17 protein-coding genes, 2 tRNA genes and 1 rRNA gene are annotated in these 19635 nt (G+C 54.4%); 12 read left to right on the top strand and 8 right to left on the bottom strand.

The window, feature by feature from the left end:
- Window positions 1-19: 19 nt before the first annotated feature.
- The 5 genes from dnaE (at window position 20) to tilS (ending at window position 8508) form a co-directional block, all read left to right on the top strand.
- Window positions 20-3502 (top strand): DNA polymerase III subunit alpha, encoded by a 3483-nt coding sequence (gene dnaE, locus SK51_RS00100; RefSeq protein WP_023305469.1) that lies wholly within the window; start codon window positions 20-22, stop codon window positions 3500-3502.
- 12 nt (window positions 3503-3514) lie between these two features.
- Window positions 3515-4474, top strand: coding sequence for an acetyl-CoA carboxylase carboxyl transferase subunit alpha (gene accA, locus SK51_RS00095; RefSeq protein ID WP_003856154.1), 960 nt, complete (start codon window positions 3515-3517; stop codon window positions 4472-4474).
- Between the two features lie 100 nt (window positions 4475-4574).
- A complete protein-coding gene (locus SK51_RS00090) occupies window positions 4575-6707 on the top strand; it encodes a lysine decarboxylase LdcC (protein ID WP_022647114.1) in 2133 nt (710 codons plus the stop codon).
- Between the two features lie 66 nt (window positions 6708-6773).
- On the top strand, window positions 6774-7163 hold the full coding sequence (locus tag SK51_RS00085; protein WP_048206561.1) for a VOC family protein: 390 nt from the start codon (window positions 6774-6776) through the stop codon (window positions 7161-7163).
- Window positions 7164-7221: 58 nt separating this feature from the next.
- Window positions 7222-8508: a tRNA lysidine(34) synthetase TilS gene (gene tilS / locus SK51_RS00080; protein ID WP_023305470.1), complete on the top strand. Its 1287-nt coding sequence runs from the start codon at window positions 7222-7224 to the stop codon at window positions 8506-8508.
- A 26-nt stretch (window positions 8509-8534) separates the two neighbouring features.
- Here tilS and rof read toward each other — a convergent pair whose 3' ends face one another.
- Together rof and SK51_RS00070 are read right to left on the bottom strand one after the other, a co-directional pair.
- Entirely contained in the window at window positions 8535-8795 is a 261-nt protein-coding gene (gene rof / locus SK51_RS00075; RefSeq protein WP_048206560.1) for a Rho-binding antiterminator, read from the bottom strand.
- A complete protein-coding gene (locus SK51_RS00070; protein ID WP_003856146.1) occupies window positions 8782-8982 on the bottom strand; it encodes a YaeP family protein in 201 nt (66 codons plus the stop codon). Before SK51_RS00070 ends, rof begins: the two co-directional genes overlap by 14 nt.
- 195 nt (window positions 8983-9177) lie before the next feature.
- Here SK51_RS00070 and SK51_RS00065 point away from each other — a divergent pair, with 195 nt between their 5' ends.
- From SK51_RS00065 to nlpE, 3 genes are read left to right on the top strand one after another with little or no spacing between them, the layout of a single operon-like run.
- Window positions 9178-9723, top strand: coding sequence for a YaeQ family protein (locus SK51_RS00065; RefSeq protein WP_022647118.1), 546 nt, complete (start codon window positions 9178-9180; stop codon window positions 9721-9723).
- Window positions 9720-10136 (top strand): alternative ribosome rescue aminoacyl-tRNA hydrolase ArfB, encoded by a 417-nt coding sequence (gene arfB, locus SK51_RS00060; protein ID WP_022647119.1) that lies wholly within the window; start codon window positions 9720-9722, stop codon window positions 10134-10136. Before SK51_RS00065 ends, arfB begins: the two co-directional genes overlap by 4 nt.
- A 39-nt stretch (window positions 10137-10175) precedes the next feature.
- Entirely contained in the window at window positions 10176-10874 is a 699-nt protein-coding gene (gene nlpE / locus SK51_RS00055; RefSeq protein WP_006810026.1) for an envelope stress response activation lipoprotein NlpE, read from the top strand.
- A gap of 46 nt (window positions 10875-10920) precedes the next feature.
- Here nlpE and proS read toward each other — a convergent pair whose 3' ends face one another.
- The 6 genes from proS to metN all read right to left on the bottom strand — a co-directional run bounded on the left by proS (window position 10921) and on the right by metN (window position 16500).
- Window positions 10921-12639, bottom strand: coding sequence for a proline--tRNA ligase (gene proS / locus SK51_RS00050; protein WP_023305473.1), 1719 nt, complete (start codon window positions 12637-12639; stop codon window positions 10921-10923).
- 112 nt (window positions 12640-12751) lie between these two features.
- Window positions 12752-13459, bottom strand: coding sequence for a tRNA (N6-threonylcarbamoyladenosine(37)-N6)-methyltransferase TrmO (gene tsaA / locus SK51_RS00045; RefSeq protein ID WP_023299375.1), 708 nt, complete (start codon window positions 13457-13459; stop codon window positions 12752-12754).
- Complete coding sequence (gene rcsF / locus SK51_RS00040) at window positions 13456-13860, bottom strand: Rcs stress response system protein RcsF (RefSeq protein ID WP_003856133.1); 405 nt, start codon at window positions 13858-13860, stop codon at window positions 13456-13458. The genes tsaA and rcsF overlap by 4 nt, the downstream gene beginning before the upstream one ends.
- Window positions 13861-13966: 106 nt before the next feature.
- A complete protein-coding gene (gene metQ, locus SK51_RS00035; RefSeq protein WP_006810023.1) occupies window positions 13967-14782 on the bottom strand; it encodes a methionine ABC transporter substrate-binding lipoprotein MetQ in 816 nt (271 codons plus the stop codon).
- A 40-nt stretch (window positions 14783-14822) separates the two neighbouring features.
- Entirely contained in the window at window positions 14823-15476 is a 654-nt protein-coding gene (locus tag SK51_RS00030; RefSeq protein WP_003856130.1) for a methionine ABC transporter permease MetI, read from the bottom strand.
- A complete protein-coding gene (gene metN / locus SK51_RS00025; protein WP_006810022.1) occupies window positions 15469-16500 on the bottom strand; it encodes a methionine ABC transporter ATP-binding protein MetN in 1032 nt (343 codons plus the stop codon). Before metN ends, SK51_RS00030 begins: the two co-directional genes overlap by 8 nt.
- Before the next feature lie 188 nt (window positions 16501-16688).
- On the opposite strand from metN, the gene gmhB reads away from it, so the two are divergent.
- From gmhB to SK51_RS00005, 4 genes are all read left to right on the top strand, one after another.
- Window positions 16689-17255, top strand: coding sequence for a D-glycero-beta-D-manno-heptose 1,7-bisphosphate 7-phosphatase (gmhB, locus tag SK51_RS00020; protein ID WP_022647122.1), 567 nt, complete (start codon window positions 16689-16691; stop codon window positions 17253-17255).
- A gap of 366 nt (window positions 17256-17621) precedes the next feature.
- Window positions 17622-19163 (top strand): 16S ribosomal RNA (locus SK51_RS00015).
- A 70-nt stretch (window positions 19164-19233) separates the two neighbouring features.
- Window positions 19234-19310, top strand: a tRNA-Ile gene (locus SK51_RS00010).
- A 105-nt stretch (window positions 19311-19415) separates the two neighbouring features.
- Window positions 19416-19491, top strand: a tRNA-Ala gene (locus SK51_RS00005).
- Window positions 19492-19635: the final 144 nt, after the last annotated feature.

Genomic DNA, 19635 nt, shown 5'->3' with positions numbered 1-19635 from the left:
AGTAACGCGGGATCTGAAGATGGCTGAACCACGTTTCGTACACCTGCGGGTGCATAGCGACTACTCCATGATCGATGGGCTGGCAAAGACCGGGCCGCTGGTAAAGAAGGCGGCCTCGCTTGGCATGCCAGCGCTGGCGATCACCGATTTTACCAACCTGTGTGGCCTGGTGAAGTTCTACGGAACGGCGCATGGCGCAGGATTAAAGCCCATCGTCGGCGCGGATTTCCACGTGCAGAGCGACCTGCTCGGCGATGAGATGACGCAAATTTCCGTGTTAGCCATGAATAACACGGGCTATCAGAACCTCACTCTGCTGATCTCAAAAGCCTACCAGCGCGGCTACGGCGCGCTGGGTCCATGGATTGACCGCGACTGGCTGGCGGAGCTGAACGAAGGTCTGCTGCTGATCTCCGGTGGCCGTATGGGTGATGTCGGCAAATGTCTGCTGCGCGGGAACAACGTGCTGGTGGATCAGTGCGTCTCGTTCTACGAAGAGTATTTCCCGGATCGCTATTACCTGGAGCTAATCCGTACCGGGCGTGCGGATGAAGAGAGCTATCTGCATGCGGCCGTCGCCCTGGCGGAAGCGCGTGGCCTGCCTGTGGTAGCCACCAACGATGTGCGCTTCCTTGAGCCGGGCGATTTTGACGCACATGAAATTCGCGTCGCTATCCACGACGGCTTCACCCTCGACGATCCGAAACGTCCTCGCAACTACTCATCGCAGCAGTACATGCGCAGCGAAGAGGAAATGTGTGAGCTCTTCTCCGACATCCCGGAAGCGCTGGAAAACAGCGTAGAGATTGCCAAGCGCTGCAACGTCACCGTGCGTCTCGGCGAATATTTCCTGCCGCAGTTCCCGACGGGCGACATGACCACGGAAGATTTCCTGGTCATGAAATCGAAAGAGGGCCTTGAAGAGCGTCTGGAATTCCTCTTCCCGGATGAAGCGGTCCGTAAAGAGAAGCGTCCTGAATATGACGAGCGTCTGGATATTGAACTCCAGGTGATCAACCAGATGGGGTTCCCTGGCTACTTCCTGATCGTAATGGAGTTCATCCAGTGGTCGAAGGATAACGGCGTACCGGTTGGCCCGGGCCGTGGTTCAGGTGCCGGCTCGCTGGTGGCGTATGCGCTGAAAATCACCGACCTCGATCCGCTGGAATTCGACCTGCTGTTCGAACGTTTCCTTAACCCGGAACGTGTCTCCATGCCCGACTTCGACGTCGACTTCTGCATGGAAAAACGCGACCAGGTGATTGAGCACGTGGCCGATATGTACGGTCGTGATGCGGTTTCACAGATCATTACCTTCGGTACGATGGCGGCGAAAGCGGTTATCCGCGACGTGGGCCGCGTTCTGGGCCACCCCTACGGTTTTGTCGATCGAATCTCTAAGCTGGTGCCGCCCGATCCGGGCATGACTCTGGCGAAAGCCTTTGAAGCTGAACCTCAGCTGCCGGAAATCTACGAAGCCGACGAAGAGGTGAAAGCGCTGATCGACATGGCGCGCAAGCTGGAGGGCGTCACGCGTAACGCCGGTAAGCATGCGGGGGGCGTGGTTATTGCCCCGACCAAAATCACCGACTTCGCGCCGCTGTACTGCGATGAAGCGGGCCAGCATCCGGTCACCCAGTTCGACAAGAACGACGTTGAATACGCCGGGCTTGTGAAGTTCGACTTCCTTGGTTTGCGTACGCTGACCATCATCAACTGGGCGCTGGAGATGATCAACGCCCGCCGTGAGAAGAACGGCGAGCCGCCGCTGGATATTGCGGCTATCCCGCTTGATGACAAGAAAAGTTTCGACATGCTGCAACGCTCCGAGACGACAGCCGTCTTCCAGCTTGAATCCCGCGGCATGAAAGATTTGATTAAGCGTCTGCAACCAGACTGCTTCGAAGATATGATCGCGCTGGTGGCCCTGTTCCGTCCGGGCCCGTTGCAGTCGGGGATGGTAGATAACTTTATCGACCGTAAGCACGGGCGCGAAGAGATTTCCTATCCGGATGTGCAGTGGCAGCATGAAAGCCTGAAGCCGGTACTGGAGCCAACCTACGGCATCATCCTGTATCAGGAACAGGTCATGCAGATCGCCCAGGTGCTTTCTGGTTACACCCTTGGCGGCGCAGATATGTTGCGTCGTGCGATGGGTAAGAAAAAGCCGGAAGAGATGGCCAAGCAGCGTTCTATCTTTGAAGATGGGGCGAAGAAAAACGGCGTCGATGGCGAACTGGCGATGAAAATCTTCGACCTGGTGGAGAAATTCGCCGGGTACGGATTTAACAAATCCCACTCCGCCGCTTATGCTTTGGTGTCGTATCAAACGCTGTGGCTCAAGGCCCACTATCCCGCTGAGTTTATGGCGGCGGTAATGACCGCCGATATGGACAACACCGAAAAGGTGGTTGGCCTGGTGGACGAGTGCTGGCGCATGGGGCTGAAGATCCTGCCGCCGGATATTAACTCGGGCCTGTACCATTTCCACGTCAACGATGACGGGGAAATCGTCTATGGGATCGGCGCGATCAAGGGCGTGGGTGAGGGGCCGATCGAGGCGATCATCGAAGCGCGTAACAACGGCGGCTATTTCCGCGAGCTGTTCGACCTGTGCGCCCGCACCGATACCAAAAAACTGAACCGGCGCGTGCTGGAAAAACTGATCATGTCCGGTGCGTTTGACCGGCTGGGGCCACACCGCGCCGCGCTGATGAACTCGCTCGGCGATGCGCTGAAAGCGGCCGATCAGCATGCTAAAGCGGAAGCCATTGGTCAGGCGGATATGTTCGGTGTGCTGGCGGAAGAGCCAGAGCAGATCGAGCAGTCCTATTCCAACTGCCAGCCGTGGCCAGAACAGGTGGTGCTGGATGGGGAGCGTGAGACGTTAGGCCTGTACCTGACGGGACACCCGATCAACCAGTATCTGAAAGAAATTGAGCGCTATGTCGGCGGCCACAGGCTTAAAGACATGCATCCGACAGAACGTGGTAAAATCACCACGGCTGCGGGGCTCGTGATTGCTGCAAGGGTAATGGTCACCAAGCGCGGCAATCGTATCGGCATCTGTACCCTGGATGACCGTTCCGGGCGTCTGGAGGTGATGTTGTTCACCGACGCGCTGGATAAATACCAGCAATTGCTGGAAAAAGACCGCATACTTATCGTCAGCGGACAGGTCAGCTTTGATGACTTCAGCGGGGGGCTTAAAATGACCGCCCGCGAAGTGATGGACATTGACGAAGCCCGGGAAAAATATGCTCGCGGGCTTGCTATCTCGCTGACGGACAGGCAAATTGATGACCAGCTTTTAAACCGACTCCGTCAGTCTCTGGAACCCCACCGCTCGGGGACCATTCCAGTACATCTCTACTATCAGAGGGCGGATGCACGTGCGCGGTTGCGCTTTGGTGCAACGTGGCGTGTCTCTCCGAGCGATCGTTTACTGAACGATCTCCGTGGCCTCATTGGTTCGGAGCAGGTGGAACTGGAGTTTGACTAATACAGGAATACTATGAGTCTGAATTTCCTTGATTTCGAACAGCCGATTGCAGAGCTGGAAGCGAAAATCGATTCTCTGACAGCCGTAAGCCGTCAGGATGAAAAACTGGATATTAACATCGACGAAGAAGTGCATCGTCTGCGTGAAAAAAGCGTAGAACTGACGCGCAAAATCTTTGCCGATCTCGGCGCATGGCAGATCGCCCAGCTGGCGCGTCATCCACAGCGTCCGTACACCCTGGATTATGTCCGCCTGGCGTTTGACGAATTTGACGAACTGGCAGGCGACCGCGCATACGCTGACGATAAAGCTATCGTCGGCGGTATCGCGCGTCTGGATGGACGTCCGGTGATGATCATTGGTCACCAGAAAGGCCGTGAAACCAAAGAGAAGATCCGTCGTAACTTCGGTATGCCAGCACCAGAAGGCTACCGTAAGGCCCTGCGTCTGATGGAGATGGCTGAGCGTTTCAATATGCCAATCATCACCTTCATCGACACACCGGGTGCTTACCCGGGTGTTGGCGCAGAAGAGCGCGGTCAGTCTGAAGCCATCGCACGCAACCTGCGTGAGATGTCTCGCCTGAAAGTGCCGGTCATCTGTACCGTTATCGGTGAAGGTGGTTCCGGCGGTGCGCTGGCAATTGGCGTGGGCGATAAAGTGAATATGCTGCAGTACAGCACCTATTCCGTTATCTCTCCGGAAGGCTGTGCCTCCATTCTGTGGAAAAGTGCCGATAAAGCGCCGCTGGCTGCGGAAGCGATGGGCATCATTGCCCCACGTCTGAAAGAGCTGAAGCTGATCGACACCGTTATCCCTGAACCGCTGGGTGGCGCGCACCGTAAGCCGGAAGTGATGGCTGCTTCCCTGAAAGCGCAGCTGCTGGCAGATCTGGCGGATCTGGACGTGCTGAGCACAGAAGATCTGCTCAACCGTCGTTATCAGCGTCTGATGACCTACGGTTACGCGTAAGCCTCACAATTATCCTAAAAGCCGCACATTGTTGCGGCTTTTTTTATACCTGCCGTTTACCTTAACTATGCTTATCTGATGTTTTTCAAGGAGGTAAACCATGAACATCATTGCCATCATGGGGCCACACGGCGTCTTTTATAAAGACGAACCCATCAAGGAGCTTGAGCAGGCCCTTAAAGCACGCGGATATCAGCTAATCTGGCCGCAAAACAGCGCCGACCTGCTGAAATTCATCGAACACAATCCGCGCATCTGTGGCGTGATATTCGACTGGGACGAATACGACATGGAGTTGTGCAGCGAGATCAATAAGCTCAACGAATATCTTCCGCTGTACGCCTTTATCAACACTCACTCGACCATGGACGTCAGCGCCCACGATATGCGTATGGCGCTGTGGTTCTTCGAATACGCGCTCGGCGTGGCTGAGGACATTGCGACCCGCATTCAGCAGTACACCGGCGAATATCTGGATAACATCACCCCGCCGTTTACGCGTGCGCTGTTCACCTATGTGAATGAAGGGAAGTACACCTTCTGTACGCCAGGCCACATGGCGGGAACGGCCTATCAAAAAAGCCCGGTGGGATGCCTGTTCTATGATTTCTTTGGCGGTAACACGCTGAAGGCGGACGTGTCGATTTCGGTCACCGAGTTAGGCTCTCTGCTGGATCATACCGGCCCGCATCTGGAAGCCGAAGAGTACATCGCCCGGACCTTTGGTGCCGAGCAGAGCTACATGGTGACCAACGGAACCTCGACATCGAACAAGATCGTCGGGATGTATGCCGCGCCTGCCGGTAGCACGTTGCTGATTGACCGAAACTGCCATAAATCACTGGCGCATTTGCTGATGATGAGTGACGTCGTGCCGCTCTGGCTGTCTCCCACGCGTAATGCGCTGGGGATCCTCGGCGGCATTCCTCGCCGTGAGTTCGCGCATGAAGCCATTGAAAATAAGATCGCGGCGATCCCCGAGGCAAGCTGGCCTGTGCATGCGGTGATCACCAACTCCACCTATGACGGGCTGCTTTACAACACGAACTGGATCAAGCAGACGCTGGACGTGCCGTCGATTCACTTTGACTCCGCGTGGGTGCCTTACACCAATTTCCACCCGATTTACTCGGGTAAAAGTGGGATGAGCGGCGAGCGGGTGCCGGGTAAGGTGTTCTTCGAGACGCAGTCGACGCACAAAATGCTGGCCGCGTTTTCCCAGGCGTCTCTCATTCACATCAAGGGTGAGTACGACGAGGACACCTTCAACGAAGCCTTCATGATGCACACGACCACGTCGCCCAGCTACCCGCTGGTGGCGTCCATCGAAACGGCGGCGGCGATGCTGCGCGGCAATCCCGGGAAACGCCTTATTAATCGTTCGGTGGAGCGGGCGCTGCATTTCCGAAAAGAGGTTCAGCGACTTAAAGATGAAGCGGACGGCTGGTTCTTTGATATCTGGCAGCCGGAAGAGATTGATGAAGCAGAATGCTGGCCCGTCGCGCCGGGGGAGAGCTGGCACGGTTTTCGGGATGCTGATGCAGACCACATGTTCCTCGATCCGGTTAAGGTGACGATCCTGACGCCGGGTATGGATGAGCAGGGTGTGATGGGTGAGGAAGGGATCCCGGCTGCGCTGGTGGCGAAGTTCCTTGATGAACGCGGCGTGGTGGTGGAGAAAACCGGCCCCTATAATTTGCTGTTCCTGTTCAGTATCGGGATCGATAAAACCCGCGCGATGGGGCTGCTGCGCGGACTGATGGAGTTTAAGCGCGCATACGATCTTAACCTGCGGGTGAAGAATATGCTGCCGGATCTCTACGCGGAAGATCCTGACTTCTACCGCAATATGCGTATTCAGGATCTGGCCCAGGGGATCCACAGGCTGATCCGCCAGCACGATCTGCCGCGCCTGATGCTGCAGGCATTTGATGTTCTGCCTGAAATGAAGCTGACGCCGCACAGGGCGTGGCAGCGCCAGGTGAAAGGGGAGGTTGAAACCATTGAGCTGGAGAACCTGGTCGGGCGGGTATCAGCCAACATGATCCTGCCTTATCCACCGGGCGTACCGCTGCTGATGCCGGGCGAGATGATCACCGAGGAGAGCCGGGCGGTGCTCGATTTCCTGCTGATGCTTTGTTCGATAGGGCGCCACTATCCGGGCTTTGAGACGGATATTCACGGTGCGAAACGCGATGATAACGGCGTGTACTGGGTGAGAGTCCTAAAATAAAAGGGGCCGCTTGCCAGGGGCGGGTTGTCGGTTGTAACGTTCAGGGCACCATAAAAAGGAGAAACTATGCTGGGTTTAAAAGCTGTTCATCATATTGCGATCATTGCCACCGATTACGCGAAAAGTAAGGCCTTTTACTGCGACATTCTCGGCTTTACGCTGTTGAGCGAGGCCTACCGCGAGGAGCGCGATTCCTGGAAAGGCGATCTGGAGTTAAACGGACAATATGTGATTGAACTGTTCTCTTTTCCTTTCCCGCCAGCGCGTCCTTCGCGCCCGGAAGCCTGCGGCCTGCGCCACCTGGCCTTCAGCGTCGATAACCTGGACAGCGCGGTAAAGCATCTGGAAGCCCACGGCGTGGCCTGTGAAGCAATTCGCATCGATCCCTTCACCGATAAACGTTTCACTTTTTTCAACGATCCGGACGGTCTGCCGCTGGAGCTTTATCAGCAGTAATCGCCGTCATGTGTGATAATGCCCGTTCAGTTCGGGCATTTTTTATGTGTAATTTCCTATGACCTTACCCGCTATCGCGCACGCCGTTTCACCCTACCGCCAGCTGCTGGTGGGGTTCAGCGGTGGCCTGGATTCCACCGTTTTGCTGCACCGTCTTAAGCTCTGGCGCGACCGTGAGCCTGACGTCCAGCTGCGGGCGATGCATATCCATCACGGCTTAAGCCCCCATGCCGACGACTGGGTGGCGCACTGCGAAGCGGTGTGCTCAGGGTGGGCGATCCCGCTAATCGTTGAACGCGTCACGCTTGAGGATGAAGGGCTGGGTATTGAGGCGCAGGCGCGCAAAGCCCGCTACGCCGCGTTTTCCGGCGCGTTACAGCCTGGAGAAGCGTTGGTCACCGCGCAGCATCTGGACGACCAGTGCGAGACGTTTTTACTGGCGCTCAAGCGGGGCAGCGGGCCTGCGGGTTTATCCGCCATGCCTGAGCGTGCTGGTTTTGCTGAAACAGAGCTCATCCGCCCGCTACTGGGTGAGACGCGCGCATCACTGGAAGCCTGGGCGCAGCAACATCATCTGCGCTGGATTGAAGACGAAAGCAATCAGGACGACAGTTACGACCGTAACTTCCTGCGCCTGCGCGTCTTACCGCTGCTGAGTGAGCGCTGGGCCCATTTTTCCGAAGCGGTGGCCAGAAGTGCCATGCTTTGTGCTGAACAGGAAAGCTTGCTGGATGAGTTGCTGAGCGGGGAGCTGAATACGCTGACTACCGCTGACGGTGCCCTTAACATTGCGCCGTTGAAAGTGATGAGCCCCGTGCGTCGGGCTGCTCTGATTCGTCGCTGGCTGGCTTCCCACCGTGCGGTTATGCCGTCCCGGGCGATGCTCAACCGTATCTGGGAAGAAGTTGCACAGGCGCGGGAAGATGCCGCACCGTGTATACGCCTGAATGGTTATGACGTCAGGCGCTATAAAGAGCAACTCTGGTGGGTGAAATCTGTGCCGTCGCTGGCTGACGTTGTGCTTGACTGGCCGTCGCCGGAAAAAGCATTAACGCTACCGTTGAATGCCGGTGTCGTTGCGTTAAGCCATTCGGGCAATGTGCGTCTACCTGAGCCGGACGAGAACGTCACCATACGCTTCAGGGCCAGCGGCATGCTGCATATCGTTGGGCGTAACGGCGGGCGTAAACTGAAGAAAATCTGGCAGGAACAGAACGTTCCGCCCTGGCAACGTGATACCACGCCGCTTCTGTTTTACGGCGACACGCTCATCGCGGCGGCAGGTGTGTTTATTACCCAGGAAGGGTGGGCTGAAGCGGGTGTCAATTTTGAATGGAAAGCGTAACGGGCAGCCTGGCTGCCCGTTGGTTATCAGGATTCGCTCACCACGACGGTGCCGATTTCCGGATGGCTGAAACTGGCAATTTTGTCGAGGCGTAGCTCACGCGTTGCACCTGCATCTTCCACAACCAGGTATTCCACATTTTTACGGGAAACCAGATCGCTGGCCTTTGCCTTTAGCACTTCGCCATCTTTTTGCTCCAGCGTCAGTATTAAATGATGCTGGCAGGCGAGTTCGAGGTTGTCATAGTCATCACAATTGATGGGTTGATAGATATCATTCATCGACATAATCGCTCACCAGTAAATTCGCCGCAGCATACGCTGCTTTTTCCCTGACCGATTCAGAAAGGCTCTCATCAGAGGCCACTTCATTCAGCACGTTCAATACACAGCCCAACGCATCCGGGATGTACCCCAGATCTCCGCTGGCAATTTCCGCATACCGTCTGCGAATCAACTCACAATAATTATTCACATCACCTCCTGCCAGCGTACTGACTTACTGTGAGATATCATTAAGCCTACGAAGTTAAACTCGGTTTAGCAAGGTGACTATACCATACTCATTTAAGCAATATCAGCGCCTTGATAACGGGGTGCCACCACCTCGTAACAGCCTTTTGCTGCGGTTTTCGCTACAATGTACGCCTGATTCGAAAGGAGTTCTCTCATGGCGCTGAAAGCGACAATTTATAAAGCTGTGGTCAATGTGGCGGATCTTGACCGTAACCAGTTTCTGGATGCGTCATTGACGCTGGCGCGTCACCCTTCTGAAACCCAGGAGCGCATGATGCTGCGCCTGCTGGCGTGGATTAAGTATGCCGACGAGCGTCTGCAATTTACCCGTGGTTTAAGCGCGGAAGATGAACCGGAAGCCTGGCTGCGCAACGATCATCTGGGTATCGATTTATGGATTGAGCTTGGCCTGCCGGATGAACGCCGGATCAAAAAGGCTTGCACCCAGTCAGCTGAAGTGGCGTTGTTTGCCTATAACCAGCGCGCGGCGGAGATCTGGTGGCAGCAAAACAAAAATAAATGTGCGCAGTTCAAAAATCTTACCGTCTGGTATCTGGATGATGAACAACTGGCACAGCTGAGCGCATTCGCCAGCCGGACAATGGCGCTTCAGGCAACGATTCAGGACGGCGCCATCTGGCTTTCCGATTCTCAGAATAATCTGGAAATTCATCTCACGGCCTGGCAGCCCGTATCATGATTGAGTTGTCCCGAAACGTCAGCATCCCTGATCACGAGCTGGAGATCACCGCCATCCGTGCTCAGGGCGCAGGGGGGCAGCACGTTAACAAGGCCTCAACGGCTATCCATTTGCGCTTTGACATCCGGGCCTCCAGCCTGCCAGAGTATTATAAAGAAAGTCTGCTTGCCGCCAGCCATCATCTGATCACCAGTGAAGGTGTGATTGTGATTAAAGCGCAGGAATATCGCAGCCAGGAAATGAACCGGGAAGCGGCACTTTCCAGACTGGCGGCGGTCATAAAAGAGCTGACGGCTGTACAAAAAAGTCGCCGGGCAACACGTCCAACGCGGGCATCGAAAGAACGTCGGTTGTCATCGAAGGCGCAGAAATCCACCGTAAAGTCACTGCGTGGCAAAGTCCGTCACCCGTAATGTGACGAAAGGGACACACTTTTTCATAAGGAATGTATTGTGAAAAAAGCATTATTATCAGCGCTGGCCGTGACAAGCCTGTTCGCGCTTTTTGGCTGTAACAACCGTTCAGAAACACAGGTACTACAGCCAACGCAAAACGAAGAATTGAAGCCGATGCAGCAGAGCTGGCGCGGCGTATTGCCATGTGCAGATTGTGAAGGCATCGAAACCTCTCTGTTCCTGCAAAAAGATGGCACCTGGGTGATGAACCAGCGCTATCAGGGGGCGAAAGAGCCGTCTTCTTTTGCAACATACGGAACATGGGCGCGTACGGCTGAAAAGCTGGTATTGACTGATACCACGGGCGATAAAACGTATTTCCGCGCCAAAGGCGAGGGGATGGAGATGCTCGATCGCGAAGGCAATCCGATTGAATCCCAGTTCAACTACACGCTGGCCCCGGTAAAAGCGACCCTGCCTGCAACCCCAATGGCGATGCGAGGGATGTATTTCTACATGGCGGATGCGGCGATCTTCACGGACTGTGCAACCGGGAAGAAAGTCAGCGTGGCGAACAATGCCCAGCTGGAGCGTGACTATGCCGTCGCGCGCGGTAACGACAGCAAACCAGTGTTGCTGACGGTTGAAGGGCATTTTACGCTGGAGCCAAACCCCGATAGCGGTGAGCTGGTGAAAACGCTGGTGGCAGATAAAGACGCGAAGTTTGCTGCGGGTAAAGACTGCGAAAGCAAATAAGTTATAGCCATTAAAAAACCCCGCACTGGCGGGGTTTTTTTGTTTCTTAGCCTTTGATGGCTTTCACCAGGTAATCAAGAATGTCGCCCGTCTTGAGCATCTGTTTTTCGCCGTTGCGACGGTACTTGTATTCAATCTCATCGCTGTCGAGGTTACGGTCGCCGATGACGATGGTGTGTGGAATACCGATCAGTTCCATATCAGCAAACATCACGCCAGGACGCTCTTTACGGTCATCCATCAGCACATCGATACCTTTCGCGCTCAGCTCAGCGTAGAGTTTCTCTGCCAGCTCCTGCACGCGGTAAGACTTGTGCATGTTCATTGGCAGGATCGCCACCTGGAACGGCGCGATGTTATCCGGCCAGACGATTCCGCGTTCGTCATAGTTCTGCTCGATAGCGGCCGCAACAACGCGCGTTACCCCAATGCCGTAGCAGCCCATGGTCAGAACCTGGTTACGACCATCTTCGCCCTGAACGGCAGCGTTCATTGCGCGCGAGTACTTATCGCCCAGCTGGAAGATGTGGCCTACTTCGATACCGCGTTTAATCATCAGGGTACCCTTGCCGTCCGGGCTTGGATCGCCTGCGACCACGTTACGGATGTCAGCCACTTCCGGCGTCGCCACGTCACGATCCCAGTTGATGCCGAAGTAGTGTTTACCGTCGATGTTTGCGCCCGCAGCGAAGTCGCTCATTGCCGCAACGGTGCGGTCAATGACCACAGGAACAGGCATGTTCACCGGACCCAGAGAACCTGGGCCTGCGTTCACCACGGCGCGGATTTCGGCTTCCGTTGCGAAGGTCAGCGGGCTGGCAACCTGCGGCAGCTTCTCGGCTTTCACTTCGTTCAGCTCGTGATCGCCACGGACCAGCAGGGCTACCAGCGGGTAAGCGCTGCCTTCAGCCGATTTCACCAGCAGGGTTTTCACGGTTTTTTCGATCGGCAGATTAAACTGTTCAACCAGCTCAGCGATGGTTTTCGCGTTTGGCGTATCAACCAGCGTCATCTCTTGCGTTGCCGCGCCGCGTGGTTCTTTTGGTGCCAGCGCTTCTGCGAACTCAATGTTGGCGGCGTAATCAGAGGAGTCAGAGAAAATTACATCGTCTTCGCCGCTCTGCGCCAGAACCTGGAATTCATGAGAGGCGCTACCGCCGATTGAACCGGTATCAGCCTGTACAGCACGGAAATCCAGCCCCATGCGGGAGAAGATTTTGCTGTAGGCCACGTACATTTTGTCGTAGGTCTCTTGCAGTGATTCCTGAGAAGTATGGAAAGAGTAGGCATCTTTCATCAGGAATTCGCGAGAGCGCATCACGCCAAAGCGTGGGCGCACTTCGTCACGGAACTTGGTCTGGATCTGGAAGAAGTTCAGCGGCAGCTGTTTGTAAGAGCTCAGCTCGTTACGGATCAGATCGGTGATCACTTCTTCATGCGTTGGGCCGAGGACGAATGGACGATCGCCACGATCGGCAATACGCAGCAGTTCAGGACCGTACTGCTCCCAGCGACCGCTCTCCTGCCACAGTTCAGAGGGCTGAACGACCGGCATTAACACCTCGATAGCACCGGCGTTGTTCATCTCTTCACGCACGATGTTTTCGACTTTTTTCAGGACGCGCACGCCGGTCGGCAGCCAGGTGTATAACCCGGAGGCCAGCTTGCGGATCATCCCGGCGCGCAGCATCAGCTGGTGGCTGATCACCTCGGCGTCGGCAGGTGTCTCCTTCAGAGTGGAGAGCAGATATTGGCTAGTACGCATGTTGTTACGGTTCCATTTCGACGATTGGAACAGGCTGAAACACCAGCCTGACACAAAAAAAGTGGTTTAGTTTACCAGTGTGGCAAAGATGCCAAAAGAGAGGAGAACAAAATTACCTGGGTTCCAGGGCAAACACTTCAAAACCTGCATCAGTTACGCGCCAGCGCACGTTAAAGTCCAGCAGCCAGACGGCGTACGTTTTTCCTGCGTCTTCCTCTTTGCGATAGGCGGGACGAGGGTCCTGCGCCAGGACTTCGACGATAAAGTCACGCAGACGAGGATAGCGCTTTTCCAGCTGGCTGATTTGCGTCGTTATTTCAGATGTGAAGTAAACCGGCATCTCTGCCTGTGGGGCGTCCTGAGCATAGCTTGCACGGGCATCCGGCAGCGCTTCGGCGAAGGGCAGGTAAGGTTTAATATCGATGACCGGCGTGCCATCAACCAGGTCAAGGCTACCTAACTCCAGGATCACCCGATCTTTCTGACAGCGTATCCCTTTCAGTTCGACCAGCGACATCCCGACTGGATTCGGTCGGAACGTTGAGCGGGTGGCAAAAACTCCCATTCTGGCATTTCCGCCCAGACGAGGAGGACGCACGGTAGGACGCCAGCCGCCTTCCATGGTCTGGTGAAAAACAAACACCACCCATAAATGGCTGAATGCCTCAAGCCCGCGCACTGCATCGGCCTGATTATACGGCGCGACAAGATGCAGCTCGCCGCCGCCGTTAAGGACCAGTCCCGGCTGACGCGGCACGGCGAACTTTTCTTTATAAGGGGAGCGGATCACGCCTATCGGCTCGAACTGAAATGAACTCATTTCGCCGTGATGTTAAGCGCAGAACCGATACATACCGCCTGACGGTAGCAGCCCGGCGTACCACTGGTGACCTCGCAACTGTGCAGCAGCACCGCGTTGGCTTTCATTTTCGACGCGTTGATTTGCATACGCTTGCGGGCTGTTGGGATATTTGGAGGGGAGTCCTGATTCGTTGCCTGGCAGGATTCGCCGCTCACTTCGCCCAGTTCACGGAATGGCTTACCGACCAGCTCGTCGGCTTTAGTAATAATACGTACCGGCGCAGCGCGAGGCGCTTTCGGTTTTGCTGGCTCCGCTTTTGGCGGGGTTGCAGTGCTTTGAACGGGTTCAACAGGAGATCTGCTTAGCATAGAACAGCCGCTCAGCATCAGTGCTAAAAGACAGATCGGTAAAGCACGCATAATAGTTCCTCAGTGGATAATCAAAACGTCAGATATTGAAGCAGTTGACCGCACAAATGACAAGACGGGCAAATGCCCGTCTTGATGATATTACACTGAGGTGAGATTACCAGCCTTTAACCGCGCCGCCGTTAAACACCTTATTGGCTTCCTGGTAAACTTCTTCAGACTGATATGCCTGCAGGAATTTCTTCACGTTTTCCGCGTCCTTGTTGTCTTCGCGAGTCACGATCAGGTTGACGTACGGGGAATCTTTGTCTTCAACAAAGATGCCATCTTTCGCAGGGGTCAAACCGATCTGGCTGGCGTAAGTGGTGTTGATAACGGCCAGCGCGATCTGTGCATCGTCCAGAGAACGTGGCAGCTGAGGGGCTTCCAGCTCAACAATTTTCAGATTTTTCGGGTTTTCGGTCACGTCCAGAACGGTCGGCAACAGGCCAACACCTTCTTTCAGTTTAATCAGGCCCACTTTCTGGAGCAGAAGCAGCGAACGGCCAAGGTTGGTTGGGTCGTTAGGGACGGCAACCTGTGAACCCGGCTGGAGTTCATCCAGAGATTTAATTTTCTTGGAATAACCGGCAATCGGGTAAACGAAGGTGTTACCGACAGCAACCAGCTTGTAGCCGCGATCTTTGATCTGTTGATCCAGGTACGGTTTATGCTGGAAGGCGTTAGCGTCAATGTCGCCTTTGCTCAGCGCTTCGTTCGGCAGAACGTAATCGTTGAAGGTCACCAGCTCAACGTCCAGGCCATATTTTTCTTTCGCGATTTTCTGCGCGGCCTCAGCAACCTGCTGCTCTGCACCGACGATAACGCCTACTTTGATGTGGTTCGGATCTTTTTCGTCCTGACCGCAACCCACCAGTGCCAGCGAACCAATCAGTGCGCCTACTGCTGCAAAGGTCTTAAATTTAAACGCCATGTTATATCCTTAACTCGTCGAGTTTGTGTTGTTTGTAACGTTATTTATGCGTAACAGCCCGGACGATACGATCGCCAGAGAATTGGATTAAGTAAACCAGCACAACCAGCAATACCAGAACGGTATTCATTACGGTAGCGTTATAGCCAATATAGCCGTACTGATATCCAATCTGTCCTAAACCGCCAGCACCCACGGCGCCGCCCATCGCGGAATAACCGACCAGGGTGATAAGCGTGATGGTTGCTGCATTCACCAGCCCAGGCAGCGCCTCAGGCAGCAGAACTTTGCGAACGATCTGCATTGGCGTCGCACCCATAGCGCGGGAAGCTTCAATCAGGCCTGTTGGGATTTCCAGCAGGGCGTTTTCCACCATACGGGCGATAAACGGCGCGGCGCCTACGGTTAGCGGGACAATTGCCGCCTGCAAACCAATCGACGTCCCGACAATAACGCGTGTAAACGGAATCATCCACACCAGCAGGATAATAAACGGTATAGAACGGAAAATGTTCACCAGCGCAGAGAGCGTGCGATACAGCTTCGCGTTTTCAATAATTTGACCCGGGCGCGTGACGTACAGCAGTACGCCGACCGGCAGCCCAATCACAAAACCAAAAAAGCCCGATACGAAGGTCATTGCCAGCGTTTCCCAAACGCCGCGAACCAGTAGCCACATCATCGGCTCAGACATAACCCAGCACCTCTACTTTTACGTGATGTTCTTGCAGCCAGGCAATTGCCGCCTGGGTTTCTTCCTGTGTGCCGTGCATTTCCGTCAGCATAATGCCGAACTTCACGCCACCGGCGTAGTCCATCTGCGCGCTAATAATGTTGTTATTCACGTTAAAGCGACGCGCGGTTTCGGACAGCAGCGGTGCGTCAACGGACTGGCCCGTGAACTCCATGCGCAGCATCGGGACGCTGTCAGGCGTTGCGTCTGTTTTTAAACGTTCCAGATAATCTTCCGGAATATCCAGATGCAGTGTGGACTGAATGAACTGCTGAGCCAGAGGCGTTTTCGGGTGCGAGAAGACTTCGCTGACCGTGTCCTGCTCAATCAGCTCACCGTTGCTAATGACGGCGACGCAGTCACAGATACGCTTCACCACGTCCATTTCGTGCGTAATAAGGAGGATAGTCAGGCCCAGACGACGGTTAATGTCTTTCAGCAGTTCCAGGATAGAACGCGTGGTGGCCGGATCTAACGCGCTGGTGGCTTCATCACACAGCAGCACTTTTGGGTTGCTTGCCAGCGCGCGAGCGATTGCTACACGCTGCTTTTGCCCGCCTGAGAGGTTGGCCGGGTAGCTGTCATGCTTATCACCCAGCCCAACCAGATCCAGCAGTTCGGTGACGCGTCGGGTAACCTCTTCTTTTGGTGTGTTATCCAGCTCCAGCGGCAACGCCACGTTTCCAAAAACCGTGCGTGAGGCCAGCAGGTTAAAGTGCTGGAAAATCATGCCAATCTGGCGACGCGCTTTGGTGAGTTCTTTTTCTGAGAGAGCGGTAAGCTCCTGGCCGCCAACTTCTACGCTGCCCTGGGTCGGGCGCTCAAGCAGGTTAACACACCGGATCAGCGTACTTTTACCCGCACCCGATGCGCCAATGACGCCATAAATCTGACCAGCAGGCACATGCAGGCTGACGTTGTTCAGCGCCTGAATGGTTCGGTTCCCCTGCTGGAACACTTTGGTGATATTGGAAAGTTTAATCATTAGATTATTTTTATCGTATGTAAGTTAGCCGTGGCATTTTCTTCTGCCAGATACGGGGAATGACCGTAAACAAAATGGATGTTAAGGCATCCAGACGTCTAAATCAATCCACCTCTGTGCGATGAGCACTTTATTGCGCTGCGATTCATGAGATACTAGCTGAACAAGCCTTTTTCAGGAGCAAACCGGTGGCAAAATCTGTACCCGCAATTTTTCTCGATCGTGACGGCACAATTAATGTGGATCACGGTTACGTCCATGAGATTGATGAGTTCGAATTTATTGAGGGCGTAATAGATGCCATGCGCCAGCTGAAAGAGATGGGCTATGCGCTGGTGGTGGTAACTAATCAGTCCGGTATCGCCCGGGGTAAATTCACCGAAGCGCAGTTCGAGACGCTGACGGAATGGATGGACTGGTCTCTGGCCGATCGTGGCGTCGATCTTGATGGCATCTATTATTGTCCGCATCATCCACAGGGAACAGTAGAAGCGTATCGTCAGACATGTGATTGCCGTAAGCCACACCCGGGCATGTTTATCTCTGCACAGGAATTCCTGCACATTGATATGGCCGCGTCTTTTATGGTGGGCGATAAACTGGAAGATATGCAGGCAGCGGCGGCGGCAGGTGTGGGAACCAAAGTATTAGTGCGGACCGGTAAACCAGTCACCCCAGAAGCAGAAAATGCAGCTGACTGGGTGATAACTAGTCTGGCAGATCTGCCAAAAGAGATTAAAAAGCACCAAAAATAGACGTTTTGGTGAAAAGGTGAGCGGTTGAAATAAAAATGCATTTTTCCGCTTGTCATTCCTCGGCGGCTCCCTATAATGCGCCTCCATCGACACGGCGGATGTGAATCACTTCACAGACTACCCGGTCGGTTGAAGAGAAAAAATCCTGAAATAACGGGTTGACTCTGAAAGAGGAAAGCGTAATATACGCCACCTCGCGACAGAGCGCTGAAGCGCGTCGCAACTGCTCTTTAACAATTTATCAGACAATCTGTGTGGGCACTCAAAGTGACATGGATTCTTAATGTCTCCGGACACTAAATGAATACCAAGTCTCTGAGTGAACACGTAATTCATTACGAAGTTTAATTCACGAGCATCAAACTTAAATTGAAGAGTTTGATCATGGCTCAGATTGAACGCTGGCGGCAGGCCTAACACATGCAAGTCGAACGGTAACAGGAAGCAGCTTGCTGCTTCGCTGACGAGTGGCGGACGGGTGAGTAATGTCTGGGAAACTGCCTGATGGAGGGGGATAACTACTGGAAACGGTAGCTAATACCGCATAACGTCGCAAGACCAAAGAGGGGGACCTTCGGGCCTCTTGCCATCGGATGTGCCCAGATGGGATTAGCTAGTAGGTGGGGTAACGGCTCACCTAGGCGACGATCCCTAGCTGGTCTGAGAGGATGACCAGCCACACTGGAACTGAGACACGGTCCAGACTCCTACGGGAGGCAGCAGTGGGGAATATTGCACAATGGGCGCAAGCCTGATGCAGCCATGCCGCGTGTATGAAGAAGGCCTTCGGGTTGTAAAGTACTTTCAGCGGGGAGGAAGGCGACAGGGTTAATAACCCTGTCGATTGACGTTACCCGCAGAAGAAGCACCGGCTAACTCCGTGCCAGCAGCCGCGGTAATACGGAGGGTGCAAGCGTTAATCGGAATTACTGGGCGTAAAGCGCACGCAGGCGGTCTGTCAAGTCGGATGTGAAATCCCCGGGCTCAACCTGGGAACTGCATTCGAAACTGGCAGGCTAGAGTCTTGTAGAGGGGGGTAGAATTCCAGGTGTAGCGGTGAAATGCGTAGAGATCTGGAGGAATACCGGTGGCGAAGGCGGCCCCCTGGACAAAGACTGACGCTCAGGTGCGAAAGCGTGGGGAGCAAACAGGATTAGATACCCTGGTAGTCCACGCCGTAAACGATGTCGACTTGGAGGTTGTGCCCTTGAGGCGTGGCTTCCGGAGCTAACGCGTTAAGTCGACCGCCTGGGGAGTACGGCCGCAAGGTTAAAACTCAAATGAATTGACGGGGGCCCGCACAAGCGGTGGAGCATGTGGTTTAATTCGATGCAACGCGAAGAACCTTACCTACTCTTGACATCCAGAGAACTTAGCAGAGATGCTTTGGTGCCTTCGGGAACTCTGAGACAGGTGCTGCATGGCTGTCGTCAGCTCGTGTTGTGAAATGTTGGGTTAAGTCCCGCAACGAGCGCAACCCTTATCCTTTGTTGCCAGCGGTTAGGCCGGGAACTCAAAGGAGACTGCCAGTGATAAACTGGAGGAAGGTGGGGATGACGTCAAGTCATCATGGCCCTTACGAGTAGGGCTACACACGTGCTACAATGGCGCATACAAAGAGAAGCGACCTCGCGAGAGCAAGCGGACCTCATAAAGTGCGTCGTAGTCCGGATTGGAGTCTGCAACTCGACTCCATGAAGTCGGAATCGCTAGTAATCGTGGATCAGAATGCCACGGTGAATACGTTCCCGGGCCTTGTACACACCGCCCGTCACACCATGGGAGTGGGTTGCAAAAGAAGTAGGTAGCTTAACCTTCGGGAGGGCGCTTACCACTTTGTGATTCATGACTGGGGTGAAGTCGTAACAAGGTAACCGTAGGGGAACCTGCGGTTGGATCACCTCCTTACCTTAAAGAACCTGCCTTTGTAGTGCTCACACAGATTGTCTGATGAAAAACAGCAGTAAAAAATCTCTGCAGGCTTGTAGCTCAGGTGGTTAGAGCGCACCCCTGATAAGGGTGAGGTCGGTGGTTCAAGTCCACTCAGGCCTACCAAATTTTTGCTGATGCTGCGTTGCGGCGACACTCACATACCTGAGTATGCTTCGTGTCACCACGCCTTGCCTCAACAAAAATTACCGGTAGAGAGATAACTACGATGGGGCTATAGCTCAGCTGGGAGAGCGCCTGCCTTGCACGCAGGAGGTCTGCGGTTCGATCCCGCATAGCTCCACCATCCTTTACTGCGAACACAAGAAAACTTCAGAGTGAACCTGAAAAGGTGCACTGCGAAGTTTTGCTCTTTAAAAATCTGGATCAAGCTGAAAATTGAAACGACACACAGCTCATGTGTGTTCGAGTCTCTCAAATTTTCGCAATC

Source organism: Enterobacter sp. MGH85 (assembly GCF_001037655.1).
Classification (GTDB): Bacteria; Pseudomonadota; Gammaproteobacteria; order Enterobacterales; family Enterobacteriaceae; genus Enterobacter; species Enterobacter intestinihominis.
The sequence above is the reverse complement of the archived record's forward strand: the minus strand, read 5'-3'. Positions and strand labels throughout refer to the sequence as shown.

Bases quoted from the DNA above. Each gene is read 5' to 3' on its own strand.
- dnaE (WP_023305469.1), top strand. From the start codon at position 20: ATGGCTGAACCACGTTTCGTACACCTGCGGGTGCATAGCGACTACTCC.
- accA (WP_003856154.1), top strand. From the start codon at position 3,515: ATGAGTCTGAATTTCCTTGATTTCGAACAGCCGATTGCAGAGCTGGAA.
- SK51_RS00090 (WP_022647114.1), top strand. From the start codon at position 4,575: ATGAACATCATTGCCATCATGGGGCCACACGGCGTCTTTTATAAAGAC.
- SK51_RS00085 (WP_048206561.1), top strand. From the start codon at position 6,774: ATGCTGGGTTTAAAAGCTGTTCATCATATTGCGATCATTGCCACCGAT.
- tilS (WP_023305470.1), top strand. From the start codon at position 7,222: ATGACCTTACCCGCTATCGCGCACGCCGTTTCACCCTACCGCCAGCTG.
- rof (WP_048206560.1), bottom strand. From the start codon at position 8,795: ATGTCGATGAATGATATCTATCAACCCATCAATTGTGATGACTATGAC.
- SK51_RS00065 (WP_022647118.1), top strand. From the start codon at position 9,178: ATGGCGCTGAAAGCGACAATTTATAAAGCTGTGGTCAATGTGGCGGAT.
- arfB (WP_022647119.1), top strand. From the start codon at position 9,720: ATGATTGAGTTGTCCCGAAACGTCAGCATCCCTGATCACGAGCTGGAG.
- proS (WP_023305473.1), bottom strand. From the start codon at position 12,639: ATGCGTACTAGCCAATATCTGCTCTCCACTCTGAAGGAGACACCTGCC.
- tsaA (WP_023299375.1), bottom strand. From the start codon at position 13,459: ATGAGTTCATTTCAGTTCGAGCCGATAGGCGTGATCCGCTCCCCTTAT.
- rcsF (WP_003856133.1), bottom strand. From the start codon at position 13,860: ATGCGTGCTTTACCGATCTGTCTTTTAGCACTGATGCTGAGCGGCTGT.
- metQ (WP_006810023.1), bottom strand. From the start codon at position 14,782: ATGGCGTTTAAATTTAAGACCTTTGCAGCAGTAGGCGCACTGATTGGT.
- SK51_RS00030 (WP_003856130.1), bottom strand. From the start codon at position 15,476: ATGTCTGAGCCGATGATGTGGCTACTGGTTCGCGGCGTTTGGGAAACG.
- metN (WP_006810022.1), bottom strand. From the start codon at position 16,500: ATGATTAAACTTTCCAATATCACCAAAGTGTTCCAGCAGGGGAACCGA.